The organism is Acidimicrobiales bacterium (assembly GCA_035316325.1).
Taxonomy (GTDB): Bacteria; Actinomycetota; Acidimicrobiia; order Acidimicrobiales; family VFJN01; genus DASXTK01.
The window spans coordinates 1-26,736 of record DATHJB010000161.1; the positions used below are offsets into that span (position 1 = coordinate 1).

At 72.6% G+C, this 26,736-nt stretch carries 27 protein-coding genes, 1 tRNA gene and 1 riboswitch; of the genes, 9 read left to right on the forward strand and 19 right to left on the reverse strand.

The genetic code is table 11. The features are described from left to right. Together VK611_21040 and VK611_21045 are read left to right on the forward strand one after the other, a co-directional pair. A partial coding sequence (locus VK611_21040; GenBank protein HMG43832.1) for a hypothetical protein occupies positions 1–208 on the forward strand: 208 nt, incomplete at its 5' end. Next, the gene (locus VK611_21045) at positions 208–552 is read left to right on the forward strand and encodes a metalloregulator ArsR/SmtB family transcription factor (GenBank protein HMG43833.1); all 345 of its coding nucleotides are present in this window, start codon (positions 208–210) and stop codon (positions 550–552) included. The genes VK611_21040 and VK611_21045, both read left to right, overlap by 1 nt. Here VK611_21045 and VK611_21050 read toward each other — a convergent pair. Beyond that, positions 518–1,192, reverse strand: a complete 675-nt coding sequence (locus VK611_21050; GenBank protein HMG43834.1) for a helix-turn-helix domain-containing protein — start codon at positions 1,190–1,192, stop codon at positions 518–520. The genes VK611_21045 and VK611_21050 overlap by 35 nt on opposite strands. 67 nt (positions 1,193–1,259) lie before the next feature. On the opposite strand from VK611_21050, the gene VK611_21055 reads away from it, so the two are divergent. Continuing rightward, positions 1,260–2,465: an amidohydrolase family protein gene (locus VK611_21055; protein HMG43835.1), complete on the forward strand. Its 1,206-nt coding sequence runs from the start codon at positions 1,260–1,262 to the stop codon at positions 2,463–2,465. Here the strand turns inward: VK611_21055 and VK611_21060 are convergent. After that, entirely contained in the window at positions 2,440–3,492 is a 1,053-nt protein-coding gene (locus VK611_21060) for a PHB depolymerase family esterase (GenBank protein ID HMG43836.1), read from the reverse strand. The two genes, VK611_21055 and VK611_21060, sit on opposite strands and share 26 nt — an antisense overlap. A gap of 95 nt (positions 3,493–3,587) precedes the next feature. On the opposite strand from VK611_21060, the gene VK611_21065 reads away from it, so the two are divergent. The 3 genes from VK611_21065 to VK611_21075 are packed head-to-tail and all read left to right on the forward strand — an operon-like array spanning position 3,588 to position 6,643. Continuing rightward, positions 3,588–5,243 carry a sigma-70 family RNA polymerase sigma factor gene (locus VK611_21065; protein ID HMG43837.1) on the forward strand — a complete coding sequence of 552 codons (1,656 nt, stop codon included), beginning with the start codon at positions 3,588–3,590 and terminating at the stop codon, positions 5,241–5,243. Positions 5,244–5,277: 34 nt separating this feature from the next. After that, a complete protein-coding gene (gene arfB / locus VK611_21070) occupies positions 5,278–5,694 on the forward strand; it encodes an alternative ribosome rescue aminoacyl-tRNA hydrolase ArfB (protein HMG43838.1) in 417 nt (138 codons plus the stop codon). Between the two features lie 34 nt (positions 5,695–5,728). After that, entirely contained in the window at positions 5,729–6,643 is a 915-nt protein-coding gene (locus VK611_21075) for an aldo/keto reductase (GenBank protein ID HMG43839.1), read from the forward strand. A gap of 4 nt (positions 6,644–6,647) precedes the next feature. Here the strand turns inward: VK611_21075 and VK611_21080 are convergent, their stop codons facing one another. Next, on the reverse strand, positions 6,648–7,880 hold the full coding sequence (locus VK611_21080) for a hypothetical protein (protein HMG43840.1): 1,233 nt from the start codon (positions 7,878–7,880) through the stop codon (positions 6,648–6,650). A 109-nt stretch (positions 7,881–7,989) separates the two neighbouring features. Here VK611_21080 and VK611_21085 point away from each other — a divergent pair, with 109 nt between their 5' ends. Next, positions 7,990–8,787 carry an enoyl-CoA hydratase gene (locus tag VK611_21085; protein HMG43841.1) on the forward strand — a complete coding sequence of 266 codons (798 nt, stop codon included), beginning with the start codon at positions 7,990–7,992 and terminating at the stop codon, positions 8,785–8,787. 72 nt (positions 8,788–8,859) lie between these two features. On the opposite strand, the gene VK611_21090 is transcribed toward VK611_21085, so the two are convergent. Together VK611_21090 and VK611_21095 are read right to left on the reverse strand one after the other, a co-directional pair. Further along, entirely contained in the window at positions 8,860–9,174 is a 315-nt protein-coding gene (locus VK611_21090; protein ID HMG43842.1) for a hypothetical protein, read from the reverse strand. Between the two features lie 426 nt (positions 9,175–9,600). Continuing rightward, on the reverse strand, positions 9,601–12,180 hold the full coding sequence (locus VK611_21095; GenBank protein ID HMG43843.1) for a hypothetical protein: 2,580 nt from the start codon (positions 12,178–12,180) through the stop codon (positions 9,601–9,603). 124 nt (positions 12,181–12,304) lie between these two features. Here VK611_21095 and VK611_21100 point away from each other — a divergent pair, with 124 nt between their 5' ends. Beyond that, positions 12,305–12,559: a DUF2277 domain-containing protein gene (locus VK611_21100; GenBank protein ID HMG43844.1), complete on the forward strand. Its 255-nt coding sequence runs from the start codon at positions 12,305–12,307 to the stop codon at positions 12,557–12,559. Between the two features lie 32 nt (positions 12,560–12,591). Here the strand turns inward: VK611_21100 and VK611_21105 are convergent, their stop codons facing one another. The 4 genes from VK611_21105 to dtd form a co-directional block, all read right to left on the reverse strand. Further along, positions 12,592–13,539, reverse strand: coding sequence for an SDR family oxidoreductase (locus VK611_21105; protein HMG43845.1), 948 nt, complete (start codon positions 13,537–13,539; stop codon positions 12,592–12,594). Continuing rightward, positions 13,536–14,315 carry an enoyl-CoA hydratase/isomerase family protein gene (locus tag VK611_21110; GenBank protein HMG43846.1) on the reverse strand — a complete coding sequence of 260 codons (780 nt, stop codon included), beginning with the start codon at positions 14,313–14,315 and terminating at the stop codon, positions 13,536–13,538. Before VK611_21110 ends, VK611_21105 begins: the two co-directional genes overlap by 4 nt. 174 nt (positions 14,316–14,489) lie before the next feature. Next, positions 14,490–15,062, reverse strand: coding sequence for a TetR/AcrR family transcriptional regulator (locus VK611_21115; protein HMG43847.1), 573 nt, complete (start codon positions 15,060–15,062; stop codon positions 14,490–14,492). Positions 15,063–15,143: 81 nt separating this feature from the next. Further along, on the reverse strand, positions 15,144–15,581 hold the full coding sequence (gene dtd, locus VK611_21120; GenBank protein HMG43848.1) for a D-aminoacyl-tRNA deacylase: 438 nt from the start codon (positions 15,579–15,581) through the stop codon (positions 15,144–15,146). A 50-nt stretch (positions 15,582–15,631) separates the two neighbouring features. Between dtd and VK611_21125 the strand changes: the two genes are divergently transcribed. Continuing rightward, positions 15,632–16,228 (forward strand): histidine phosphatase family protein, encoded by a 597-nt coding sequence (locus VK611_21125; protein ID HMG43849.1) that lies wholly within the window; start codon positions 15,632–15,634, stop codon positions 16,226–16,228. A 39-nt stretch (positions 16,229–16,267) separates the two neighbouring features. On the opposite strand, the gene VK611_21130 is transcribed toward VK611_21125, so the two are convergent. The 10 genes from VK611_21130 to VK611_21175 form a co-directional block, all read right to left on the reverse strand. Next, on the reverse strand, positions 16,268–17,197 hold the full coding sequence (locus VK611_21130) for a helix-turn-helix domain-containing GNAT family N-acetyltransferase (protein ID HMG43850.1): 930 nt from the start codon (positions 17,195–17,197) through the stop codon (positions 16,268–16,270). Positions 17,198–17,544: 347 nt separating this feature from the next. After that, positions 17,545–17,620: transfer RNA gene (locus VK611_21135), tRNA-Gly, on the reverse strand. A 73-nt stretch (positions 17,621–17,693) separates the two neighbouring features. Further along, positions 17,694–19,145 carry a hypothetical protein gene (locus tag VK611_21140; GenBank protein ID HMG43851.1) on the reverse strand — a complete coding sequence of 484 codons (1,452 nt, stop codon included), beginning with the start codon at positions 19,143–19,145 and terminating at the stop codon, positions 17,694–17,696. A gap of 143 nt (positions 19,146–19,288) precedes the next feature. Then, positions 19,289–19,906 (reverse strand): DUF4202 domain-containing protein, encoded by a 618-nt coding sequence (locus VK611_21145; GenBank protein HMG43852.1) that lies wholly within the window; start codon positions 19,904–19,906, stop codon positions 19,289–19,291. A gap of 19 nt (positions 19,907–19,925) precedes the next feature. Continuing rightward, a complete protein-coding gene (locus VK611_21150) occupies positions 19,926–20,519 on the reverse strand; it encodes an alpha-ketoglutarate-dependent dioxygenase AlkB (protein HMG43853.1) in 594 nt (197 codons plus the stop codon). A 47-nt stretch (positions 20,520–20,566) separates the two neighbouring features. After that, a complete protein-coding gene (locus tag VK611_21155; GenBank protein ID HMG43854.1) occupies positions 20,567–20,818 on the reverse strand; it encodes a hypothetical protein in 252 nt (83 codons plus the stop codon). 45 nt (positions 20,819–20,863) lie between these two features. Further along, positions 20,864–21,985, reverse strand: coding sequence for a hypothetical protein (locus VK611_21160; GenBank protein ID HMG43855.1), 1,122 nt, complete (start codon positions 21,983–21,985; stop codon positions 20,864–20,866). Between the two features lie 64 nt (positions 21,986–22,049). Next, the gene (locus VK611_21165) at positions 22,050–23,267 is read right to left on the reverse strand and encodes a PLP-dependent aspartate aminotransferase family protein (protein HMG43856.1); all 1,218 of its coding nucleotides are present in this window, start codon (positions 23,265–23,267) and stop codon (positions 22,050–22,052) included. Further along, the gene (locus tag VK611_21170; protein HMG43857.1) at positions 23,267–24,463 is read right to left on the reverse strand and encodes a homoserine O-acetyltransferase; all 1,197 of its coding nucleotides are present in this window, start codon (positions 24,461–24,463) and stop codon (positions 23,267–23,269) included. Before VK611_21170 ends, VK611_21165 begins: the two co-directional genes overlap by 1 nt. 224 nt (positions 24,464–24,687) lie before the next feature. Further along, positions 24,688–24,812: riboswitch (SAM-I-IV-variant riboswitch) on the reverse strand. A gap of 16 nt (positions 24,813–24,828) precedes the next feature. Continuing rightward, on the reverse strand, positions 24,829–26,571 hold the full coding sequence (locus tag VK611_21175; protein ID HMG43858.1) for an N-6 DNA methylase: 1,743 nt from the start codon (positions 26,569–26,571) through the stop codon (positions 24,829–24,831). Positions 26,572–26,736: the final 165 nt, after the last annotated feature.

Sequence of the window (26,736 nt, forward strand, 5' to 3'; positions counted from 1 at the left end):
CCTCGACTGGTACATCGCCAACCCCGAACAGCCGAAGGCCGACGAGGCCGAGCTGCTGGCGACCCCGGAGGGCAGGGACTTCATGCGCCGCAGCGGCGAGGCCTGGACGGAGGCCGACATCGCCGCCGGCGTCCCCGAGGACACGGCCCGGGCCCAGGGCGCGGCCACCCTCGCCGCCTACCTGGGCGAGGAGCCCTCGGAGAGTTAGTGCACGCCTTCGACGTCCTGGGCGACCCCGTGCGGCGACGAGTCCTGGAGCTGCTTGTGGACGACGAGCGCAGCTCCGGCGACATCACCGACGCCATCCGCCGCGAGTTCGGGATCTCGCAGCCCGGCGTCTCGCAGCATCTGCGGGTGCTGCGGGAGGCCGGGTTCGTCACCGTGCGCGCCGACGGCCCCCGCCGGCTCTACTCGCTGCTGGCCGCTCCCCTGCAGGACGTCGACGCCTGGCTGGCACCCTTCCGCCGCTTCTGGGAGCAGCGCCTCGATGCCCTCGGCACCGAGATCGCCCGAGGCGCTAAGCGCCGCCGCGACGGTCCCGCTCGTCCGTGAGGCGGCGGGTCTCCGGGGAGACCGGGGCGGCCAGGATCGCCGCCACCACGTCGATCAGCCAGCTGGTGAACAGCCGGTCGTCGGGGTGGGGGCCCGAGCGGGCCCGACGTCCCAGCTCCACCGCGGCGTGGAGCAGCGAGGTGAAGCGCCGGTGCAGGCGGACCGCGGTCTCGTCGACCAGCGGCTTGGCGAGCCGCCGCCAGCGCTGGAAGCTGTCGGACCCCGGCTCGAACGCGGACGGCGTCATGTGGGGGTTCGGCCGGTTGAGCAGGTCGGCGTAGATCTGGAGGAAGGCGGGGCCGCCGTCGGCGTCGGCCAGCTTGGCGGCCAGCGGGCGCACCAGGGCCGCGGCCAGCGTGCGGATCTGCGCCTCCCGGGCGTCGCTGTCCGGCTCGGCGTCGCGCTCGGCCTCGTACTGGTCGAGCATGGCGTGCCGGCGGGACTCGACGTCGGGCATGTGCTTGTCGAGGATCGCCCGCACCACACCGGCCCGGTCGGAGAAGTGGTACTGCACGGCGATGGCGTTGCGAGCGCCCGACGCCCGGTTGATCTCCCGGAGGCTGACCGCGTCGATGCCCTGCTCGGCGAAGAGCCGTTCGGCCGCCTCGATCAGGCGCTCCTTGGTGGACGACGTTGCCATGGTCTCCTCACAGGGGGGAGCCGCATAATACGCTCGCATCAAGAGTGCAGCGCAGAGGGGGACAGCGATGCCGTACAACGCCGAGGCCGGCCGGGTGGTCCACGACGCCGACGCCCACATCATGGAGACACCCACCTGGCTCCGTGACCACGCCGACCCGGGGCTGCGCGACCGCATCGCGCCGCTGCGCTACACGAGCGGCAACGAGCTGCGACAGACCGGCGATCCCGCCGAGCAGCTGCGCGACCTCGACGCCGCGTTCGACCGCCTGGCCCGCAAGCACGCCTCTCCGGAGTACACGGCCGACGAGGCCACGCAGATCATGCAACGGAAGAACTTCGCCGCCACCGGGGCGTTCGTGGCCGACGACCGGCCCCGGGCCCTCGACCTGCTCGGCTTCTCCAGCCAGCTGGTGTTCAACACCTTCCACAACCGGCGCCTGCACGACTGGGAGCACGCCGGCGACGTCGACCTGGCCTACGGCACGGCCCGGGCGCACAACCGGGGGATGGTCGAGTTCTGCTCGGTCGACGAGCGGCTGCTGCCGTCGTGCTACGTGCCGCTGGTCGACTTCGACCGGGCGGCGGCGATGGCCGACGAGGCGATCGCGCAGGGGGCGGCGGCGCTGCTGGTCGCCTCCGGCTGCCCGCCCGGGCACTCCCCCAGCCACATCGCCCTCGACCCCGTGTGGGCCCGGGCGGCGGAGGCGGGGATCCCGGTGGTGTTCCACGTCGGCGGCACCGGCGACCTGATCGACGGCAACTACTTCCGCAACGGCCTGCCGATCCCGGCCGACTTCCACGGCGGCGAGGAGAACTTCCGCTCGGTCGACTACATGGGCATCCCCGGCCCGCCGGCGCAGACGCTGGCCACGATGATCTTCGACGGCGTGCTGGAGCGGTTCCCCTCGCTCCGCATCGGGGTGATCGAGCAGGGCGCCATCTGGGTGCCGTCGTGGCTGCGGCAGATGGAGTCGGCGTTCGAGGCCTTCGCCCGCCACGAGGAGCGGCTGCAGGCGCTGTCGCTGCGCCCGTCCGAGTACGTGCGCCGGCAGGTCCGGTTCACCCCCTACCCCACCGAGGACGTGGGCTGGATCATCGCCCAGGCCGGCCCCGAGGTGTGCCTGTTCTCGTCGGACTACCCCCACGTCGAGGGCGGCCGCCGTCCCATCGAGCGCTTCGAGGCCTCCCTCGGCGACGCCCCGGACGACGTCCGCCGCCGCTTCTACAGCGACAACTTCCTCGACCTCATGGGCTCCGCTCTGGCGGCGTAGGGAGCGGGTGGGCGGCGAAGAAGTCCCACATGACCTGGTTGGCGGAGATCGAGAAGGTGGTGAGGCCGACGACGTCGGTGGCGCCCCTCAGCATCTCGGCGCCGGGCCAGGTGTGGCCGCCGCCCTCGACGCGGTAGAGCTGCACCTCAGCGCCCTCGGGGCAGTCGGACGCCAGGAGCGTGACGTCCTCGGCGATCGACTCCCGGGTCGGCTCCTCCCCCGCCTCGCAGCCGTTGCGGTCGGCCCACGCCGCGAGGACGTCCGGCACGGACACCGCGTCGGTCTCCGGTGGCGGGGTCTCCCCCAGGGTGCCCTCGCCGTCGGGTGTCGGGAGGTTGGCGACGCCGGGGCCGAAGCCGCCGTCGTAGTCGAGGAACGGATCCTCGGTGCCGTGGAAGGCGACCACCGGCACCGGGCGGGCCGGGTCGCAGTCGGCGACGGCGGTGACCCCGGCGACCGGTGCCGCGGCGGCGAAGCGGTCGGCCAGGTCGCAGGCCAGCACCGACGTCATCATCGCCCCGTTCGACAGCCCGGTGACGAACACCCGCGCCGTGTCGACGCACAGGTCGGACTCCACCTGGTCGAGCATGTCGCCGACGAAGGCGACATCGTCCGAGCCCGGCGCCGCCTGCCACATGGGCACGACCCCGGCGCCCTGGGGTGTGAGGGTCATGAAACCCTGCTCGTCGCCGAACGGCCCCAGCTGCGAGTGGACGGCGTGGACGTCGGCGCCCTCGGTGTAGCCGTGGAGGTCGACCACCACCGGCACCGGGGTGGACCCGTCGTGGGCCGGCGGCACGTGCCGGAGGTACCAGCGTTCGACGCCACCGGACTGGAGCGTGACCTTCCCCTCACCCGTGACGGCGTCGGCATCCCCGCAGCCGGCCGACGGCGCGGGCGCCACCTCCGCCGGCGTCGCACGGTCCGCGTCGTCGCTGTCCGCCGTGTCGCCGTCGTCGGACGAGCACGCCGCCACCGCCACCGTCAGCGCGGCACACACCATCCACGAACCCCATCGTTCCCCCATGCCGCAATTCTGCGTCGTCCCGCAAAAGAACGCCCAACCCTCTTGCACCGAAACCTCACGTGGCTAGCGTCACGGCGATCACAGCACTATCTGACGTGGAGCTACTCGAGCAGGTTCGCAGGGGCGACGAGGCGGCGTTCACTGAGCTTTTCGTGCGTCACCGGGCGGTCGCCCGGCGGGTGGCGCTGACGTACCGGTGTCCAGGCGACCCCGACGATCTGGTCAACGAGGCGTTCGAGAAGGTCTTCGCCGCGGTGCGCCGCGGTAGCGGCCCCACCGACGCGTTCCGCGCCTACCTCCTGGTGACGATGCGGCGGCTGGCGGCCGACCACTCCGAGCGCCCCAAGGACGAGAGCCTGGAGGACGTCCCCGAAGCCGTCGCCGCGGCCGCCAGCGAGCCACCGCTCGACACCGAGGACCGGGAGCTGATCACCAAGGCCTTCGAGTCGCTCCCCGACCGCTGGCAGGCGGTGCTGTGGTACACGGCCGTCGAGGGCCGGCACCCCCGCGAGCTGGCGCCGCTGCTGGGCGTCTCGGCCAACGCCGTCTCCGCGCTGGCCTACCGGGCCCGGGAGCAGCTGCGCCAGGCGTTCCTCCAGGCGCACCTGCAGACGTGGGCCCGGCCACAGTGCGAGCCCCACCGGTCGCTCCTCGGCGCCTACGTGCGCGAGGGACAGAGCCGCCGCGAGCGGGCCGCCACCCAGCGCCACCTCGACCACTGCCCCTCCTGCCAGAACCTGGTGGTGGAGCTCAACGAGGTCAACTCGCTGCTGGTGCGGTCGGTGGTGCCGCTGTTCCCCGCCTCGCTCATCGCCGCCAAGGTCGGTGCCGCCACGGCGGGCGCCGCCGGGGCTGCCGGGGCCGCAAGTGCCGGAGGCGGGGGTGCGCTCACCGCGGCCGCCGAGACCGGTGCCCACCTCGCCCGCCGCACCCTCGGCACGCTGGCCTGGTTCAAGGAGGCCGGCACCGCCGCCGGCGGACTGGCCGCGGCCACCGGCCTGCTGGTCGGCCTGGCCGGGCTGGGCGCCTACGTCGCCGGGGAGGACAAGACCCCCGAGGTGGCGATGCTCACCCAGAACCCCGAGGTCTCCCCCGACACCACCGTCGCCCCCACGACCACGGCCCCCCCGGCGAGCCCGCCGCCCTCGGTCGCCGCAGCGCGCCAGGAGCAGCCCTGCCCCGAGGTGTCGACCGACGACGAAGGCGCTGAGGGCGACGCCGACACCGCCGAAGACGCCGCGACCGACGACGCCAAGTCGCCGCTGGCGAGCCTCGACGTCGACGTGCCGGCGCTGAACGCGCTCGGCGACGCCGCACCCGACATCGACCTCGACGTCGACGCCCTCTGCAGCCCCGGCGAGGACCGCAGCGAGCTGACCATCGGCGTCGGCGCCGGCGACGAGGCGGCCGACACCGGCACCACCATCGCCGACGTCGACCTCGAGGTGCTCGACCTCAGCCTCTCGGTCAAGCTGGGCACCGGGGCGACCGCTCTCGATGTCGGCCTGCCCGAGATCTGCGACCTCCTCAACGGCGGCCAGGAGGTGTCGTGTGCGCTCGACGACCTCACCGACGCCGACATCGGCCTGGTGCTCGACACCGCCGGCCAGGACGCGGGGGCCACGATCACGCTGCGCCAGGGCGACAAGGTGATCGACGTGAAGACGGTCGAGGTGCTGGGCGCCGTCGAGGACCTCACCGGCGGCCTGCTGGGCCCCCTGCTCGGCGGCGGCACCACCACCATCCCCTGACCGGTCACGCCGCCGCGTCGGGCATGCTGTCCCGATGGAGGAGGTGCTGCGGGTCGACGCCACGTGCGTGATCCCGCTCGCGGAGATCGACTGGCGCTACGACGTGTCGGGCGGCCCCGGCGGCCAGCACGCCAACCGGGCGCGCACCCGGGTGGAGGCCAGCTTCGACGTCGCCGGCTCGCCGAGCCTCACCGAGGGCCAGCGGAACCGGCTGCTGGCCCGGGTCGGCCCGGTGGTGCGGGTGGCGTCCGGCGACGAGCGCTCGCAGACCCGGAACCGGGCCGTGGCGCTCGACCGGCTGCGGCGACGCCTGGCCGAGGGCCTCCACCAGGAGCGGCCCCGCCGCCCCACCAAGCCCAGCGCCGGGGCCCGGGAGCGTCGCCTCACCGGCAAGCGCCACCGGTCCGAGACCAAGCGCGCCCGCGGCCGGCCCCGCCACGACACCGACTGACCCGCCTGAACCGACTGACAGGACATGTGACGTCATGACCGACCTCTCCCCCGCCGGCGCCGCCGGCACGATCACGCTCGCCGACGACCTGACCGTCAACCGCCTCGGCTACGGCGCCATGCGCATCACCGGCGACGGCATCTGGGGCCCGCCGGCCGACCGTGACGGCGCCGTCGCCGTGCTGCGCCGGGCCGTCGAGCTGGGCGTCGACTTCGTCGACACCGCCGACTCGTACGGCCCCGACGTGAGCGAGGAGCTGATCGGCGAGGCCTACGGCGGCTCGGCCGACCGCCCGGTGATCGCCACCAAGGCCGGCCTCCTGCGCGACGGGCCCAACCTCTGGCGGCCCGACGGTCGCCCCGAGCACCTCCGGGCGGCCTGCGAGGGCAGCCTCCGCCGCCTCGGCGTCGAGCAGATCGATCTGTACCAGTTCCACCGGCCCGACCCCGCGGTGCCGTTCGAGGACTCCGTCGGCACCCTGGTGGAGCTGCAGGCCGAGGGGAAGATCCGCCACATCGGCCTGTCCAACGTCGACGTCGACGAGGTCCGCCAGGCGTCGGCGCTCACGCCGATCGTGTCGGTGCAGAACCGCTACAACGTCGACGACCGCTCCTCCGACCCGGTGGTCGACCTGGCCGACGAGCTCGGCTTCGCCTTCATCCCCTGGGCGCCGGTAGGCGGCCGCGGGCTCCGGGGCGCCGCGCTGGCCAAGGTGGCCGAGCGCCACTCCGCGACCCCGATGCAGGTCGGCCTGGCCTGGCTGCTGGCCCGCTCACCGCAGGTGCTGCCCATCCCGGGCACCAAGTCGGTGCCCCACCTGGAGGAGAACGTGGCCGCGGCAGCCGTCGAGCTGACCGACGCCGACCTGGAGGACCTGGCCACGCCGCCCCGCCGGACGCGGTCGGCGCGCCAGGTCGCCGGTCAGGTGAAGCGACGCCTCGGGCGCTGACCCGTCAACCGTTGATGTTGCCCATGGAGCCGCCCAGGTCGGGGTGCTCGGAGCTGAAGAGGCCCCAGTAGCTGTCCCAGCCCGGGACGTTCCACATGTGGGTCATCCAGAGGTTCCCCAGCGGGATGTTGCGGCCACCCCGCTCGGCGCAGTCCTCGTCGGTGGTGCTGGTGTCCCCGAGCACGCCGCCGGCCCCGATGCAGAGCGACTCGTGGACGTGCCATGGGTCGTTCTCGCCCACGAAGCCCTCGGGCGGCCCGTCGGAGAACTGCAGGTAGCTCAGGCCCACGATCTGACTGTCGGGGTCGGTGCCGTCGTAGAGCAGGATCTCGGGCTCGGTCGGGTCGAACGGGTTCCGCAGCGCGTCGTTGTTGATGTAGTGGGCGGCGATGCAGGGCACGTAGGGGGTGATGCGGCGCCAGCCGGCAGCCTCGGCATCCTTCACGGTCGCGTACTTCTGGACCGGGACCTCGGACTGCTCGACCTGCGCCCGGAACTCGACGCGCTGCTCGGCGGTGAGCGGCGTCACGGCGACCGGTCCCCGGTGGCCGTGACCCGAGTTGCCCTCGCTGGACACCCCCGCCTGCTCGCAGGCCGACGTGCCGTCCGCCATGATCATCACGTCGGTGTGGCCCTCGACGTGCTCCGTGCCCTCCGCGGCTGCCGTGCCCTCCATGGCGGCGTGGTCGTGGCCACTTGCGTCGGCTGCGGCCCCGTGGCCGTCGGCCTCGCCGTGCGAGTGCTCGGCGGCGAACGAGGGCGTGAGCGCGATCGTCGACACGATCGCCACGGCCGTGCCGGCGATGCCGAAGCCGCCCAGCCCGAGCGCCGGGCGCAGCGACTGCTGGGCCAGCGCGGGCTTCAGCAGCACGACCAGCGCCACCAGCACGATCCCGGCCTCGAAGCCGGTTGCCAGGGCATCGGACAGGGCGATGTCCTCGGCCACGTTCTTCCCGGGGCCGAAGGGCATGCCGGTGGTGCGCGAGACGACCCACGTCCCGATCACCACGACGTTGCCCAGCACGCCCACCAGCAGCAGGTTCCGGGTAGGCCGCACGATCACGGCGGCCGCCCAGCTCAGCTGCAGCCAGGCGACCACGGCGAAGAACGTGCCGTGGTACCAGGTGAGGTCGAAGTGCTCGCCCGCGTGGGCGAAGTGGATCACGCCTGCGCCCAGAGAGAGCGCGACGAGGAACCAACCCAAGTACCGACCGACGGTGCCGTCGTTGGTAGTCATCCCAGAAACCCCCCGGATCCTGTGCTTGCAGACCGCGTGCAAGCACCTTACTCCCAGGAACATAAGTCCAGCGGAAGTTCCCGGGCACCCCGGGCTTAGGGTGTCGGCCATGACGGACGACGACGTGCTGCTGGTGGAGGTCGCCGACCGGGTGGCCACGGTGACCCTCAACCGACCCCGCTCCCGCAACGCGCTGAACCGTGACCTGCGGCGCGCCCTGAACGAGGGACTGCGGACGCTCGACACCGACGACGCCGTCGACGTGGTGATCCTCACCGGCAGCGACCCGGCCTTCTGTGCCGGCCTCGACCTCAAGGAGCTGGGCAGCTCGCCGACCGCCGGCCAGGAGGCCCTGCCGGTCGACACGCCGCGTCGCCCGGCCGACCGGGGCCCGTTCCCGGCGATGTCGAAGCCGGTGATCGGGGCGGTGAACGGGCCGGCCATCACCGGCGGGTTCGAGGTGGCGCTGCGCTGCGACCTGCTCGTCGCCTCCGAGCGGGCCAGCTTCGCCGACACCCACGCCCGCGTCGGGATCATGCCGGACTGGGGCCTGACCGTGCTGCTGCCGCAGGCGGTCGGGGTGCGCCGGGCGCGGGAGATGTCGCTCACCGGCAACTTCCTCGACGCCGCCACCGCGCTCGCCTGGGGCCTGGTCAACCACGTGGTGCCGCACGACGACCTGCTGCCGTTCTGCCGGAAGCTGGCGGCCGACGTGGTGTCGAACGACCAGGTCTCCGCCCGGCGCATCCTGCGGACCTATGCCGAGGCCGCCTACGCCACCGACGCCGAGGCCTGGGACCTCGAGACCGCGGCGGCCAAGGAGTGGCGCAACGACCAGGTCGACCCGGCCGAGATCGAGGCCCGCCGGGCTCTCGTCACCAGCCGCGGCCGCTCCCAGGTCTCGTAGGAGCTCGTCGGCCGCTCCGAGGCTTGGGCAGATCGGGCCCGAAACGGGTCGGATCTGCCCAAGGTCCCCGATTCAGTCGGCGTCCGCCGACTCCGTCTCGCTCTCCGTCTCCAGCGTGTCGTCAGGCTCGTCGGCGACGACGTCGGCAGCCGTGGCCGCGCTCGTCGTCTCGCCGGACTCGCCCTCCTGACCTGCGAGGAACACCACGGCCAGGCCGGCCGCGATGATCACCAGACCCACCAGCAGCAGCGCGAGCTGCTTGCCCCCCAGTCCGTCGGCGCCCTCGGCGCCGATCCCCAGCGTGTCGGCCAGACCGCCGGCGAGGGCGACGAGCGCCCCGAGCGCGGCGATGGCATAGCCGACCGTGTTCTTCTTCAGTGCCTCCAACGGCCCCTCCTCCGTTCGGCACGGTCGTCGCGATCCGACGACCGCGTTGGTGCTCGTCCCGCTACGAAACGCGGCCGAGCGGCGCGCATCATACGACCCTCGTCCCGCCCCCACCGGAAAACCGACTGCATCCGCTGGGGGGCGTTGATAGCGTGCTCGCACCAGAGAAGGGAGGTGGTCCAACACATGAATGACGGTAAATCGGGGACCCTGGAGGTGGCTGGCCGCTGAGGCGGCAGTCGGACCACCGGTGGAGTTCATCCAGCCACCGTCGCTTCGGTTGCCAGGGGTGGTCCCGCCTGGTAGCAGCAGACCGAGACGGATCTTTTCCGACGTTTGGTGAAGCGGGGAGGCCCGAGGGCCTCCCCGCTTCGTCGTCCCGGCACCTAGAGGCGGTCAGGTGCCGGGGACGCCTCGGGCTGCGGCTCAGCCGCCCACCGGGACGATCGTCACCGGGTCCGCAGCCTCGTCGTTCTCTTCAGTTCCCGCTGTCTCGCCGCCAGCCGTCTCCGGACTCGTCCGGGTCAGGCTCCGCAGTGCGGCGAGGGCGACAACATAGACCAAAAGGCCTGCGATCAGCACAATTCGGAAGCCGAACATCATCGCGGCCAGCGTCGTGACCACGGAGCCGATCACCGAGGCGAAGCCGTTCACCGCCCAGCCCCAGGCCACGTACTCGCTCTTGTGCTCGGTGAGCCCGGCCACGGCGCCCAGCCCGAGCGGCATGAACGCCCCCAGGCACAGCCCCAGCGGCGCCAGCACCAGGAACGCCACCAGCACACGGGGCGCCAGCGGCCAGCCCAGCAGCCCGTCCGTCAGCGCCGGCAGGCCGTACAGGTAACCGACCGTCAGCACCACGATCGCGGGCAGCAGCACCTTCAACGCCAGGTCGGTGCGCTGCTTGTAACGCTCGGTGAGGTAGGCGCCCACGCCGGTGAACAGCAGGATCGACGCCAGCGTCACCGTCAGCGAGTAGGTCGGGTAGCCGAGGAACAGGATGAGGCGCTGGATCAGCGTCACCTCGAAGAACATGAAGCCCAGGCCCAGCGCGACGAAGTACACCGCCGAGGTGCCCTTCCGGGGCAGCGCCCGCCAGGTGTCCTTCATCGCCAGGAACGGCAGCAGCAGGAACACCGCGGCGAAGACCCCGGCGATCACGAGCAGGAGCAGCAGGACGCGCTCGCCGGTGGCGTCCTCGGTGTCCCAGATGTCGATCGGGTCGCCGATGTTGCGGACGACGTCGCCGAAGCGGGCGAAGTGCCAGAAGAACGGCCCGTCGTCGGTGATGGGCGTGACGTCGTAGGCGTAGTCGTCGTACCACTGCGCCAGGTCGTCGTCGGACAGGGTGAGCACGCTGTTCAGGTTGGCGTCGGCGCCGCCACCGGGCGCGTACTGCACGGTCGTCTGCGGCTTGCCCCCGGTCTCCGGGTCGGCCGGGGCGTCGGCGGTGAACTGCGCCGCCATGCCGCCGAAGCGGTCGATCTCGGCCTGGGTGAACGGCGTGCGCTTCACCAGCACGGTCGACGCCACGCTCGCGCCGACGTTGTCCTGCGTCGCCACCAGCACGTGTCCCGACGGGTCGTCGATGCCCAGCTCGTCGAGGGCGTGGCGCACGGTGCTGACGTAGCGGGTGGTGCGGTTCGACTTCTCGGCGTAGTTGAACTCGCCGAACTGCGCCGCCAGGATCCCGTCGTCGGTGAGGTGCTCGAGGCTCTCGACGATCGTCTCGCTGGTGTAGAGGTAGCTCTCCGACAGCACGAACGCCCCGGCGCTGGCGGCGTTCGACGCCGAGTAGCTGTCGGGCGCCGGATACCACACCAGGTCGTACTTGCTGTCGCTGCGGGCCAGGAACGAGCGACCGTCGCCGTTGACGTAGTTGACCTTCGGGTCGTCGGCGATGTTGCCGGCGTAGTCGGCGAACCTGCCGGTGACCAGCGAGTGGGTGACCGGGTTCAGCTCGATCGCGTCGATGTGGGCGGCGTCGAAGTAGAGCGAGGCGAGGATCTCGTGGCCGCCGGCGGCGCCGATGATCATCACGTCGTCGGGCGGCGCCTGCAGGACCTCGAACGGCAGGCGGCGGTCGTTGGTGTCGAAGTGGAGCCGCTCGCCGGTGGTCTCGATGTCGTCGTCGAAGCGGTAGATGTTCGAGCCCAGCAGGCCGTCGTGGTAGAGCAGGTGGCGGTCGTCCCAGTCGGTGACGTCCACCCGGAACACCGGGCTCCAGTCCTTGCTGAGGATGCCGAGGCGCTCGGGCTTGCTGGAGTCGACCGTCGGGTCGGGCAGCCGGCTGTGGAACACCACGCCGCCGAGCATCACCAGCACGAGCACCGCTCCCAGAGCCACGCCCGCGTTGGGCCCCGCGGCTCCGGACGGCCGGGCGGCCAGGACCAACCGGGCCGCGGTCCACAGGCCGGCGGCCGCCAACGTCGCGCCGGCCAGGAAGATGATCGCCGGCGGGCCGATCCACCCGGCCAGGAACACCACGATGCCGCAGGCCACGCCGGCGCCCAGGAGGTCGGCGAAGTAGAGGCGGCCGATGTCGTCGGAGCGCCGGCCGAACAGCGTGGCGATCATCACGCCCACCGCCACGAACGACGCGAACAGCATCAGGCAGATCACCAGCAGCTTGCCGAGGTTCTCGAACGACGAGCCGGTGCCGTAGTCCCAGATGTCGTTGGTGGCGATCGGCAGCTTGGCGATCACCACGTAGCCCACGCCGACGCTCGCCGCGCCCACCAGCAGGCCCCACAGGAGGATGGCGTCGGTGCTGGCCCGCTTGAGCCGACCCGACACCGCCACCAGCACGCCGCCGGCGCCGATGCCCAGGAGCGCCAGGCCGATCACCAGGTACGTGTAGTAGTAGAAGAGCTTGAACGAGACGATCCGGGTGTAGCTGATCTCCAGCAGCAGGGCGGCGAAGCTCACCAGCAGGATCTCGAGGTGGTAGCCCCGCCCGGAGCGCGTGGCGCCCGAGCCGTTCGTCTCGACCGTTGTGGAGCTGGCCATGGACCAACCTCTCCCCGAGTGGCGTCGTCGTGGTGCGCGGCGGCGATCGGGAGGCCCCCCAAACGCCCGGAGGAGCATAGATGGCCCGCCCTCCCCCGGCAGACCCATCGCTAGCCTGGCGTCCATGTGCCGGAACATCACGACCCTGCGAGGCCTGGAGCCGTCGGCGACCAGTGAGGAGGTCGAGGCGGCCGCGCGGCAGTTCGTGCGCAAGGTGAGCGGCGTGCAGAAGACGTCGGCGCACACCGAGGCCGCGTTCGAGAAGGCCGTCCACCAGATCGCCCACATCACGGAGCACCTGCTCGCCGAGCTCCCGCCCCGCCAGCAGCCCCCACCGACCCTGCCGCCGCTGCGCCGCATCGCGGCCCGCGCCCGCTAACCGCACCGCCGCCCGACCGGGAGTGGCGCTCGCTAACCGGACTCGCCGAAGGGTGGTCGGCCCATCTGCTCGCGGACCGCGACGACCGGCGGGTTGGCGAGCGCACGGCGCTGCCAGTTGGCGCCGTCGACCACCAGGGTGTGGCCGGAGACGAACCGGGCGTACGGCGAGGCCAGGAACGTCGCCGCCCAGCCGAGCTCCTGGCGGTGCCCGACCCGCAGCGCCGGCTGCCGGGCGTCGTGGTCGCTCGCCGCGGTGCTGCCGTCGAGGTTGGCCTGGATGTCGGCGGTCATGTCCTCGTGGGGGAACAGGCCCGGCACCAGGGCGTTCACCTGGATGCCGTAGGGGCCCCACTCGACGGCCAGCGTCTCGGTGAGGTTCTTCACCCCGGCCTTGGCGGCGGCGCTGTGGGCGAAACCGGGGCCCCCGGTCCAGGCGTAGCTGGCGGCGATGTTCACGATCGAGCCCGGGGTCCGGGCCGCGAGGTGGCGGCGGCCGAACTCACGGCTGCACAGGAAGGTGCCGGTGAGCGTGATGTCGACCACCGTGCGCCAGGCGTTGGGCGACATGTCCTCGGCGGGCACCGGGAAGTTGGCCGCGGCGTTGTTGACCAGCACCCCAGGGAGCCCGAAGGCCTGCTCGGCGGCGTCGAAGAGGGCAGCGACGTCGTCGGCCTCACGGATGTCGCAGCGCTGGGTGACGACGTCCGCGCCCAGGTCCTGCAGCGCTTCTCGGCCGGCGGCGAGGTGCTCCTCCTTGCGGCTGGCGATCACCAGCCGGGCGCCGAGGCGGCCGAACTCCAGCGCGATGGCCTTGCCGAGCCCGGTCCCACCTCCGGTCACCACCACCACCGTGCCGTCGAACGTCCCCGCCGGCAACGCCGACGCCCCGACGGGTGGCGGCGCCGGCAGCCCGATGAGCGGCCCACGGTCGCCGTCGCCGTCGCGGTCGTCGTGGGGGTCCCGGTCGTCGGTGCTCATGAGCCGGTGAAGCGGGGCTCGCGGCCCTCGGTGCGGGCGGCCTTGAGCTCGGCGAAGTCGTCGCTGCGGTTGACGAACGTCTGGTAGATCATCTCGTCGTCCATCGACGTGCGGATCTGCGGCTCGGCCAGATGCCGGATCACCGCCCGAGCCATCTTCACGCTCACCGCCGGCGCCGCGGCGATCCGCTCGGCCATCTCGCGGGCGGTGGCGTCGAGGTCGTCCGCCGGCACGACACGGCTGACGATGCCGTGCCCCAGCGCCTCGTCGGCCTCCATCACCCGCCCGGTGAGCACCAAGTCGCTCACGACCCCGTGCCCGCACATCTCGTAGAGGACGCCGACGCCGCCGGTGTCGGGGATCACGCCGTGGCCCAGCTCGGGGAGGCGGAAGCGGGTGCCCTCGGCGGCGATGCGCACGTCGCACAGCAGCGCTCGCTGGAACGAGCCGCCCATCACCCAGCCCTTGCAGGCCACGATCACCGGGGCGTCCAGCTCCCAGAGCCGCTGGATGGCGTGGTGGGCCCGGCGCATCAGCTCGTGGTGGGTCAGGTCGACCTTGAGGTTGCCGATCGAACCGACATCTCGGCCCGAGGAGAACGACTTCCCCTCGCCCCGCCACACCACCGCCCGGACGTCGGGCCGCTCGCACAGCTCGGCCACGACGGCGAAGAGCTGGGCGTCCATGGTGTCGTCGAAGGCGTTGTGCTTCTCGGGGTTGTCGTTGGTGATCGTGGCGATCGGGCCGTCGACCTCCAGCCGCACCGTTCCGGCCATGGCCCCTCCTCTGGCTCGTCGTCTGGTTTCTGACGCAGTGTCAGATACTAGGCCACGGACGCAAAATCCGAGTGCCGTCGCGCACCGGTACCCACAGGGTCAGCGACGTCGAGGTCGCCCACGACCTGCGACTCGTGATGCCCGCAGGCGCGCCGGCGCCCGGACGCCCCTCGCCTACGGGGTCTTCGGAGCGCCGGCGCTCTGCACCAGCCGGCACGCCGCCGCCACGAAGTCGCGCAGCTCGGCCTGCGTCGTCAGGTCGAACGCGGCGCGGCGGGCCACCAGCATCAGCGCCGGGGTCAGCACCAGGGAGCACTCGTGGGCCGTGTCGTCGGCCAGCCCCGCATCGAGGAGGCGCAGCTCCAGCTCCCCGGCCAGGTGCCAGTAGGCGGCGTCGACGCGGTCCGGGTGGCGGGGCGCCAGCAGGTCGCCGATGTGCCACACGAGGCGCACCTCCGGCCGCTGCTGGCGGTGCAGGTAGGCCCGCAGGAACGCCGCCAGGCCGCTGCGGTGCCGCCAACCGCCCTCGAAGGGGAAGGCCGACGTGTACAGCCGGGTGACCAGCTTGGTCATGAGGTCGTAGCGGTCGGGGTACAGCGCCAGCAGGGTGTCGAGCTCGACGTCGGCACGCTCGGCGATCTTCGCGAGGTCGGCGTCACGGGGCCCGTCCTCGAGGAAGACGTGCTTCGCCGCGTCCATCAGCCGGCGGCGAATGCCGACCTCCCGCTCGAGATCCTGTTGCGTCACGTCTCTCACATGCCCTCCGCCGACGGGCGGCCCCATGCGCTCCAACCTAGTTGGCCGTCAGCCCGTCGCGTGAGCGCACCGTCACGTTTCGAGGAGAAGTGTCACCGGTCCGTCGTTCACGAGCTCGACCGACATGTCGGCGCGGAACACGCCGGTCTCGGTGGCGACGCCAAGGGCCCGGAGCTCCTGGACCACCGCCTCGACCAGCGGCTCGGCCTGTTCCGGTCGGGCCGCCTCGACCCACGACGGACGGCGGCCCCGGCTGGTGTCGCCGTAGAGGGTGAACTGGCTGACCACCAGCACCCCGCCGGCCGTGTCTCGCAGCGACCGGTTCATGACACCGGCCTCGTCGTCGAACACCCGGAGGTGGGCGATCTTGCCGGCCAGCTTGCGGGCGTGGGTGGCGTCGTCGTCGTGCGTGACGCCCACGAAGGCCAGCAGCCCGGGCCCGATGGCGCCGACCACCTCGCCGTCGACGGTGACGCTCGCCCGCTCGACCCTCTGCACCACGGCTCTCATTTCGTTGGACGATACGCGCGGGTCTGCTCGGGCCCGGGCATCATTCTCGGATGCCCGGCACGCACCACCCCTCGGTGACGCTCGTCCGCCACGGCGAGACGGAATGGACGCTCTCCCGGCGCCACACCGGCAACACCGACGTGCCGTTGACCGACGCCGGGCGGCAGGAGGCGCTGGCGCTGGGCAAGCGGCTGGCCGGAGCGACGTTCGACCTGGTGCTGACCAGCCCGTTGGCCCGGGCGGCCGAGACGTGCCGGCTGGCGGGGCTCGGTGGCAACGCCGAGGTGCGCGACGACCTGCGGGAGTGGGACTACGGCGCCTACGAGGGGCTCACCACCGCGGAGATCCGGGTGGAGCGGCCGGGGTGGCTGCTGTGGTCCGACGGCGTGCTCGGCGGCGAGACGGCCGACGAGGTGGCCGCCCGGGTCGACCGGGTGATCGCGGAGATCCGGGATGGTGTCCCCGGGCGGGCGGCGGTGTTCGCCCACGGTCACCTGCTGCGGGTGTTCACCGCCCGCTGGCTGGGCCTGGCCCCTGCCTTCGGCGCCCATGTGACGTTGGGCCCCGCCTCGATCTGCGTGTTGGGTTGGGAGCACCAGATCCCGTCGATCACCCTGTGGAACGACCGCTCCCACCTGCCAGGTTGAGAGTTGAGGTTGAGGGTTGAGGTTGAGGGTTGAGGGCGCTCAGGTGGCGAGCGGCAGGGTCCAGTTCTGGCCGACCAGGTCGTGGCCGAAGCTGTGGTGCGGCTCCTCGTCGACGAGGGTGAAGCCGGCCCGCTCGTAGATCCGGCGGGCTTCGACCAGCACGTCGTTGGTCCACAGCACCAGCGTCTCGTCGCCGGTGTCGCGGGCGAACCGGATGCACTCGTCCACCAGGCGGCGGCCGACGCCGAGGCCCCGGGCAGTCGGCTCGACCAGCAGCAGGCGCAGCTGGGCCGTCCGCTCGTCCTTGCGCATGCAGAAGATCGAGCCGACGGGCTTGCCGTCCACCTCGGCGACCCAGGCGGCGACGCGCTTGGGGTCGTGGTGGCGCTGGTCGACGTAGTCGGCCACGACCCGGGCGACCAGGGCCTCGAAGCTCTCGTTCCAGCGGTACTCGCCGGCGTAGAGGAGACCGTGACGCTGGACCACCCAGCCGTAGTCGCCGGACCCCATCGGGCGGAGGGTGACGGCGTCGGGGCGACCGCCGGCCAGGATCTGCTCGACGGTGGCCATCGCGGTGGTGAGTTGGCGCTGCTGCTGGTCGTCGAAGGCGGCGAGCAGGCCCTCGAGCTGTTGTCGGGAGCGACGGTCGAGCATCTCGGCGGCGGCGCGGCCCTGGTCGGTGAGGCGGACGACCTGACGGCGCCCGTCGGCCTCGGAGCGCGAGCGGGCGATCAGGGCGTCGGCGGCGAAGCGGGCGAGGATGCGGCTGAGGTAGCCGCCGTCGACCCCGATCGTGCGGCGCAGAGCCGTGACGTCGGTGGCCTCCCGCTGCGCCAGCTCGAACAGCACCCGTGACTCCGTGAGGGAGTAGGGCGTGTCGAGCAGCCCCTCGTCGAGCGCCCCGATCCAGCTGGTGTAGCTCCGGCTGAACGACCGCACCGCCGCCACGAGCCCCTCGTCGCTACTCATAGCCTTAGGCAACCATATCCTTGCCTCAGTCCGCAACCCAGACTCCCGCCCAGGTCCGGGCGCCTACCCCGGGCCACCGCCACCGGGGCCGGCACCGTGGCCGCCGATGCCTCCTCCCCCGCCCGGCATGTTGCCGCCGTGGTCGTGGCGGCACCGTCGGACCCCGGATCTGCGGCGCCCTCCTCACGATCGGGGCGGCCGTCGCGCACGGCCTCGCCGTCCGGGGCGCCCGACGTGAGCCCCGGCGACCGCTTCGACGCCTGACGACCGACGACCGACCGGCGGGTTCCGTCATCCCTGGCCGGACGCGAGAAGGCCCCGGACCAGAGCCCGGGGCCTCTGCGATGTGGAGCGGACGACGGGATTCGAACCCGCGACCCTCACCTTGGCAAGGTGATGCTCTACCAGCTGAGCCACGTCCGCGTGAGCCGCTCACCTTAGCAAGAGTCCCGGCCGGGTCAGGTACACCGATCGGCCGGGACCCTCCCGGATCGAGCTACTCGGCAGCCGGCTGGGCGGCGATCGCGACCACCCGATCCCGCACACGCTGGGCGAACTCGACGGCGAGGAGCCGGTCGGGGATCCGCTCGACCACCTCCTGACGGTCGCCGTCGGCCACCAGCACCGTGGCGCTGCGATCGTCCTGCCAGCCCTGCACCTGCACCGTGGGCGTGAGGGGCAACACGACGACGTCGGGCTTCCACGACCGCTCGTTGACGAAGACCAGCTTCGACCCGACCAGCGCCGCGACGCCGGGGACGCCCCGGAGCTTGCCCTGCACGAGGATCTCGACGACGTCCTCGGCCTCGAGCAACGCACCGAGGACCGCGAACGACACCTTGCCGGCCCGCTTCGCCCCCGAACCGAGCCGGCCGACCGTGTGGCCCACGCCGTTGGGGTCGTACACCGGCGGACCGGGAGGCGGGCCCATCACCTGGCCGCCGGGGTAGCCGGGCTGACTCGGGGACGGAGCCCCGTACGGCGGGACGCCGGGAGGAGCCGGTGGCGCTCCGTAGGGCGGGGCGGGCGGCGGATAGCCGGCGGGCACGCCGGGTGCGGGTGCCGCAGGCCAGCCGGGGCCGGGCGGCGCCGGCGGCGGGGCGACGGTGCCAGCGGCGGCGGCTTCGGGGCCCGACGTGGGCCACGGCGGCGTGGGGTTCGGCACCTGCCAGGGCACGTCGCCGGCCGGAACACCCTCCGGCGCCGCGGGAGCAGGTGCGCCCGCGTCACCGCCGGGCCACGTCGCAGCGGTACCGGCGTCAGCCGGCGGCACCGGCGTCGGCCACGACTCGCCGCTGGCAGGAGCGGGAACGGGGGTGTCGACCGAACCTGCGGCTGGGGCAGCCGGAGCGGGAGCGTTCCACGAATCACCGCTTGCCGCGTCCGTCGGAGCTGGGGCCGGAACAGCCGGCGGGATGTTCCACGAGTCGCCGCTCGCGGCCTCAGCCGAGCCGGGGGCGGGCGGAGCAGGAGCGTTCCACGAGTCTCCGCCCGCTGGAGCGCCGCCGGGCTCGGGTGCAGCCGGGGTGCTCCACGACTCGCCGCCTTCTGCGGGAGGCGGCGCCGTCGGCCAGCCGCTCACCGGGGCAGCCTCGGGCGGAGGTGGCGGCGCCGGGAGGTTCCACGCGTCGGTGGCAGGCGGCGTCGCCTGCCACTCACCGCTGGCAGCTTCGCCAGGCGGCGGGGGCGGCAGCGCGGTCTGCCAGTCGGGTCCGGTGACCGCGGCTGCGGTGCTCGGCGCCGCGGGGAAGTCCCCCGAGTTGAAGTACACAGGAGGCGGAGGCGGAGGCGGGACGGCGCCCTCCTCCGGCGGAGGCGCGGGCGTGTCAGCACCCGGAGGAGGCGGCGGCGGGGGCGGCGGCGGCGCATCGTCCGAGTCGCCCGTGGTCGCCTCGTCGCCCGTTGGTGGCGTCTTCCAACTGGCGTCGTCGGGTGTCTGGTCGCTCACCGCGCCCTCCTGTTATGGGATTCTGCGCCCAGGCGCTGCTCGGCGGCGGCAGGGCCTTGAGGTCGTATCAAGCTAGTGCACCTCGCGGAGTGCCCCGAGCTGTACGAACGCCACGGTATGCGCGGCGGCGGGCACTGATCGGCTCAGGTGTCGTCGGCGAGGGCGGCTTCCAGCAACCGCCGTCCGGTGGGGCTGTACGGCAGCTCTGCGGCAGCGGCCAGACCCTGCTCGCTCATCTTGCGAGCCGTCTTCCGGAGCACGTCGACCGACTTCTCGTCGCCGAGCTGACCGGCCACGTCGTCGAGCTGCGTCTGCAGGAACACCAGGCACAGAGCGTCCTCGTGCACCTGGACCTGAGGGTCGCGACCCAGGCCCTCTTTGCGGACGATCCGCTGGACCCGCTCGATCGACTCGGGGCCGTAGCCCACCCCCTCGAGGATGGTTCCGACCTCCTCGGCGTGCCGACGCTTGAGCGTGGTGCGCCAGCGCAGGTATCCCGCACGACCCTCGGGATAGTCCTCACGGGGCAACGCCCAACGTCGCAGATGATGGGCACGGGCCGCGATCAACTGCTCCGGTGTCGCCGCCGGGTCGAGGCGTTGCACCCACTCGGTCATCAGCTCGGCGTGCAGGAGCTCCTTCGGCCGCTCGATGCCGTCCAGGACCAGCGTGAAGGGGTCGTCGGCGTTGGCTGCATCGATCGCCGCGATCGCCTTCGCCAGCCGTTCGGTTGTGTCGCCGTCATCGGTCGAGCTCTCCACGCCGACAGCCTGGCACGGCTCAGTAGGCCTCCCTGAACATCACGCTGACCCGGGCACCGGCCTGGGCCACCTTGGGGATGGAGTGCTGCCAGGTGGTCTGGGCGGTGCCGCCGAGCACCACCAGGTCGCCCGGCGCCGGGTTCAGCCGGAGCGACTCGCCACCGGCAGCCGGGCGCAACAGGAAGCGCCGGGCGCTGCCGAGCGACAGGATCGCCACGACCGTGTCGTCACGAGTGCGCCCCACGCGGTCGCCGTGCCAGGCGACGCTGTCGCGCCCGTCGCGATAGAGGTTGGCCGAGACCTTGCAGAGGTCGTGGTCGAACCGTTCGGTGAGGGCATCGGCCATCTCGCCGATCGGCGACGGCGGGTCGAACCAGAGACCGGTGGTGAGCCGGGGCTCGACCACGACCTTGTCGTACATCGGGCGCTCGTGCTCGCTCCACGACGCCGTCGACAGGACCTTCGCCAGCAGCGCATCGGCGCCCTCGACCCAGCCGGGGACGACCTCGAGCCAGGCACCGCTGCCGAGGTCGCGGCGATCGGCGGAGGCGAAGGCCGGGTCGAAGTCAGGTTCGATCGCGTCGAGGAGCGACGGCTGCCATGTCAAGGTCACGTAGGTACGTTGACACGAACATGTGTTCGTGTCAACGTACCTCTATGTCACTCAGCCGGCGATTCAGACGCGTCCCGCGCGTCAGGCGGTCGCAGGTCGACGCGCAACACCAGGAAGCCGTCCTCGACCGCCGCCGCGGCATCGCCGATCAAGGCGAAGTCCTGGTAGTCGAGCTCGGCCTGCCGGATGAAGCGCATGCGCTCCTCGCCCGCCACGGGCGGGAGGGGGCGGTTGCGCACGGCCTGGGCGCGGTCCCGGTAGCGCCCGATCATGGCTTCGACGTCAAGCGAGTCGCCCATGGGGCGCACCGTACACCGGGTGTCGGCGCGTTCCTGACGACCCGGTCAACCCCGCTGGTTGCGACCCCAGGCGTCGGTGTCGCGCACGGTTCGCCCGTCGGGGCGCCGACGAGGCGGCCCCGGCTCACCTCTTCCGGGCGGAGGCTGGCGAGGTGGCTCGTCGCCAGCCTCTTCCCAACCGAACCGGTCGGCCCCGCGCCGGCCACGTCCTCCCCGGCCGCGCTGCCCACCACTGGGCGGGCCGCCCTCCTGGACGAAGGGGTCGGGCTCGGGTCCGCGAGGTTGGCGGGCCCGTCGGGCGCCGTCGCCGCGGCCACCCTCGGGAGGCGCCGAGCGCTCGCCCCGTGGCGGCCGCTGGCGCGATGGCGGGGGGTCCTGCCAACCCGCGGCCGGCGCCGGGGGCATGCCGGTGGTCGCGGGGTTCACGTCGGGGGCGTGCGGCGCCGCGGCGGTCGCGTACGGGTCGGCCGGGGGTGGCGGTCCTCCGTAGAAGCCGCCACCGCCGTCGTAGCCGCCGCCGTCGTCGGGGTCGTCGTCCGACAGGTCCAGGCCCGGTCGGGTCAGCAGCCAGTACCGCCACGTCAGGAGGGCCACCAGCAGAGCCACGGCGCCGAGGCCGGCGATGATCATCCAGATCACCCGGTCCTCGTCGCTGGCGCCGGTCGCTTCGACCTCTTCCTCCGTGGGCGCCTGCGCCGTCTCCGATCCCGGGACGCCGTTGCCGCGCTTCAACAGGTTCAACGTCGTCACGAGCGGCCCGGTCGTGGGTTCCGGCGCCGAGGTCTCGACGACCTCCTCCGGCTCCTCTTCAGGCTCCGGGGTGGGCTCTTCTTCCTCCGGCGGCGGCGTCGGCTCGGCCGTGGGCTCCGGCGTCGGCGTGGGCGTGGGCTCCGGGGTGGGTTGAGGCGTCGGGGTCGGAGTCGGCTGCGGCCGGGTCGTGGTCGTCGTGGTCGAGGTCGTAGTCGTCGGGCAGTCCGGCGGTATGGAGAAGCAGGGCTGCTGCGCCGGCCCCAAAGGTGCAGCCGCCGTCGATGGCTCGGCCTCGGCGGGAGCGACGAACGACGACCCGAGCCAAGCCGACACGAGAAGCAACGAGCTGGCGAGGGCCAGAGCACGCCGCACGATGTGTTGTTGCGAGCCCGCCCTCGACGATGTGCCCTCGGTCATGTGGGCGGCAGTTTACGGTCGCGCACCGGGGCGATGGTAGGCGACCCCACGCACCCAGCCGGGCCTAGACCGAGGCGAGCGCCTGCTGCACGTCGGCGAGCAGGTCGTCCACGTGTTCCAGCCCCACCGAGATGCGGACCATCCCGTCCTCCACCCCGAGCGCCACCCGCTCCTCAGGCGTCAGGTGACCGACGATCGTGGCCGGGTGCGTCAGCAGCGTCTCGGGCCCTCCGAGCGACAGCGCGATGCGGGCCACCCGGCAGGCGTCGCAGAACCGGCGTGCGGCCTCGCCGCCTCCCGCCAGCTCCACCGTGAGCACCGTGCCGCCCAGGTCCATCTGGCGCTTGGCGAGCTCACGCTGAGGATGGGAGTCGAGGCCCGGGTAGCTCACGGACGCCACGGCGTCGTGGGCCTCCAACGCCTCCGCCAACGCCAGCGCGGTGGTGCACTGCTGGTGGACCCGTGCCGACAACGTCCGGATGCCGCGCAACCCGTTCCACGCGTCGAACGGCGACGCCTGACCACCCTGCACCAGATGCCACGCCCACACTGTGTCGATCAGCTCCCGGCTGCCGGCGAGCACGCCGAGCAGGGCGTCGTTGTGGCCGGCGATCCCCTTCGTCGCCGCATGCATCACCAGGTCGGCGCCCTGGTCCAGCGGTCGTTGCACCACCGGCGTCGCGAAGGTCGAGTCGACCACGGTGAACGGTCCCGGGATCGCCGACACCGCGGCGATGTCGGTCAACGACAGCGCCGGGTTGCCGGGCGTCTCCACGAACACCACCTGGGTGCGTCCCGGCTGCACAGCCGCGACGAACTCGTCGGTGGAGGTGCCGTCGACGATCGTGACGTCGATGCCGAAGCGGGGGCAGTGGGCCAGGAAGAGGGTCGACGTCGCCGAGAACACCTGACGCTGCGCCACGATGTGGTCGCCCGACGAGCAGAGCCCCAGCACCACGGCCGTGATCGCGGCCATGCCCGAGCCGAAGGCAAGCGCCGCCTCCGCCCCCTCCAACGCCGCGACCGCGCTCTCGAAGTCGCGCACGGTCGGGCTGCCGAAGCGCGAGTAGTAGTGGGTCGGCCGAGTCTGGCCGGCCATGACGGCGTGCTCCTCGACGTGCTCCACCTCGTAGGTGGTCGACGGGAACAGCACCGGCGCCAACGAGGCACCGCTCCACTCGCGGCCGGCCCGCACGGCCCGCGTCTCGAGGCGCCACGAGGGGTCCATGCCGTCGTCGTCGCCGACGTCGATGGTGCTCCCCTGCTCTTCGCTGTCGCCCATCACCCCTCCTCCGTGTTCGCCAGGAACTTGGTCACGATGTCGCCCAGCGCCGCCAACTCGATCAGGAACGCGTCGTGTCCGTGCGGGCTGTCCAGCTCGACGTACTCGGCACGGACGCCGGCCTCGCCGGCCAGCGCGGCGATCTCCCGTGCCTGGTGCGCCGGGTAGAGGATGTCGCTGTTCACCCCGACCGCCAGGAGCGGTGCCTGCAACCGGGCGAAGGCCGCGACCATGCCGCCCCGCCCCCGGGCCAGGTCGTGGAGGTCCATCGCCTTGGTCAGCAGCAGGTAGCTGTTGGCGTCGAAGCGCCGCACCAGCTTGTCGCCCTGGTACTCGATGTAGCGCTCCACCTGGAACCGCTGCCACAACGTGAAGCCGTCGATCGGCTCGACCACCTCCCGCCCGAAGCGGGCGTTGAAGACGTCGTCGCTGCGGAAGGTCATCATCGACATCATCCGGGCAGTACCCAGACCCTCGTGGGGACCGTCGCCCGGCTCGGCGTCGTAGTAGTCACCGCCCCGCCAGCGGGGATCGAGACGGATCGCCCGCCGCCCGCTGCTCCACCAACCGATCTGGTGGGCGCTCGCCGCCGCGGCCGTGGCGATCGCGATCAGCGACCGCATCCGGTCCGGGTACATCACGCCCCACTCCAGCGCCTGCATGCCGCCCATCGACCCGCCGACGACGGCAGCCCAGACACCGATGCCCAGGTGGTCGGCCACCGCGGCCTGGGTCCGCACCATGTCCCGGATCGACACCACGGGGAAGCGCGAGGCCCACGGCCGCCCGTCGTCCGGATGGGGCGACGCCGGACCCGTCGAGCCCTGGGCACCGCCGATCACGTTGACGCACACCACGAAGTAGCGGTCCGTGTCGATCGCCTGGCCGGGCCCGACGAAGCCGTTCCACCATCCCGGCGTGGGATGGCCGGGCACGAGGTTGCCGCTGGCGTGACTGTCGCCGGTCAGCGCGTGGCACACCAGGATGGCGTTGTCGCGCTCGGGGGTCAGCGTGCCCCAGGTCTCGTAGGCGACGACGCCGCCGTGCAGCAGGCCACCGCCCTCGAGGGCGAACGGCCGCCCGGGCGCCAGCGCCAGGAAGCGCCGCGCACCGACCGGATCCCCCGGCCGCCACGCCCCCGTCACCGGCAGCGTGCTGGCATGGGCCCTCCGCAACGATCCGAACGGCTCGGTCATGGCATACATCCCCCCACGCCAGCCACCCGGACCGGACGAACCCGCCCAGCCGCGCCGGCAGGCTGGACCGGGCGGGCCAGCTGACCCAGGCGCGCCGGGTGGGGCCGACACCGGGGAGGTGGGTCGGGTGGGTGGGTTGAGGGGTGGTGGGAGGCTGTGGTGGGGGTCATCGCTGTCGTGGGTCGCTGATCGCGGGTCGGACAGCTGTGGCGCCTGGGGTGAGCCCCCGGACAATTGGTTGCTCCCCTCCTGGGGAACCGCATCCCCGGCGAACCGGGAGGCACCTTGGCTGTCCGAACCAGGTTGCCGGGCTCACCTTGACGGCGGCGAGCCACTCCTGATGTCAGCGGCCAGACTAGTGGGACCTAGGCGGGCGGAGTCGAGTCGATTCGCAGCGGTAGTCGGGCACGCCACCAGGCGACCAGGTCCGCCGGTGCTCCGTAGGCCGCCGCGGCCGCCTCGACGTAGGCCGCGAAGGCATCGTCGGCGGGACAGGCGACGTAGGCGTCGAGCGCGGCAGCCGCCGCCTCCCAGGCAACTCGGTCGGACGGCAGCGGCAGGTCGGCCAGGTCCCGCGGTGCGATCTTCAGAGCGTCACGGCTGAGGGCGGTGCCCGGCGCCCGGCGCCACAACCAGGCGGTCGCCGTCGGTGAGCCGACCGCCGCCGCGATCAGCCACAGGTCGCCGGGGTCGTAGGGCACGACGGCCAGCGTCGGCACCGACGGCACCCACGCGCCTGCCCGGTCGACGGCCAGCTCCACCACCCGGGTCTGGTTGGCGACCAGCAGCTTCGGTCCCGACGTCCGCTCGATCCAACGACGGACGGCCCGGGTCGACGAGACACCCGGATCGAGGCCCGCGAGCCCGGCCAGGTCGACCACCGGCGCCTTCCACGACCGCTTGGCGTACCGGACCGGACGCTCGCCCCACCCGCTGCGCCCCCAGTCGACCGCACCCGTCGTGACGAGCGGAGCCTCCCCGGCGACGCTGCCGTCGCTCCCGTCGCTCGCCTCCCGCACCAGCGGGACCAGCCCGTAGTACTCGTCCCGGAACCCGGCGGCGACGTCGGCCAGCTCCCCCAGCCGCCCCGAGAACGCCTCGTCCAACACCACCCGCGGCGCCCCGACGGCGTCGGCAAGCCGGTCCGCCCACACCCGCTCGCCGTTCGGAGGGGCCATCGGCAACACCGCCGACCGGGAGGACAACAACGGCGCACACACCTGGACGGCGGCGGCGAAGGCGGGACGGGAGCGGTCCTCGACCCACAGCTCCCGCAGGTCGGCTCGGTCGGTGAGGGCCGAGCGGACAGCAGCGGCGTCGCGGGCGGCGACCACCGACAGGGGCTGCACCATCGTCACCGCCCCACCAGGACGCACCAGGTCGCAGCCCAGGAGCAGGAAGAGCCAGGCGGCGTCGGTGTAGGGCCGCACGGCATCGCCGTAACGGCGACGCAGGCGCTCGGCCGCCGCCGCCGACCGGGTGGTCGCCCGACCCAGCTGGCTCAGGAACGGCGGGTTGCCGACCACGGCGGCGAAGCCGTCCGCCGGAGCGTCACGCCACAGACCCCGACCCCGACCCAACGCATCGCCCACCACCAACCGACCCGGCGGCGGCGCCTCCCCCGCCCACAACGCCAACGCCAGCTCCGCCGCCGCCAGCCCCACCGGGTCGACGTCGGCACCCCACACCAGCTCCCGCACCACGACCGGCCGCGAAAACCCGCGCCGCTCCAATCCCCGAGCCGCCGCCAACAGAAAGGCCCCACCCCCACACGCGGGATCACACACGGCCCACCTGCTCGACACCGCGCCGTCGTCAGCGGTGGCGGCGAAGGCCCGGGCCACCAGGTGGTCGGCCAGCCAGGGCGGGGTGACGTGGAGGCCGTTCGCCTTGCGGAGCGACTCGGACGTGGCGCGCTCCAACACCAGGGGCAGGTCGGACTCGACATCGGACTCGCCGTCGCCCCCCGACCAGGTGACCGGGTCCGCTCCCGCCAGCTCCCAGATCCGCAGATCGAGCGAGAGCTCCCGGCCTGCGACCGAGGCTTGGTGCAGACCGGCCGCCGCCACCGCCCGCGCCCGTCGGCGGTCGCCAGCGCGGGTCGGCATGCAGCGACCCTAGAGGACAGGCGTGGCGCGCAACCGGCCCTTGACACGGCAGATCTGAAAGAGCATTTTCGAAAGATGGATTTCACATCGTCGGCACGGATGGACGACCCCGACGTGATCCGGACCGTCGCCCACCCCGCTCGCATGGCGATCCTCGACTTCCTC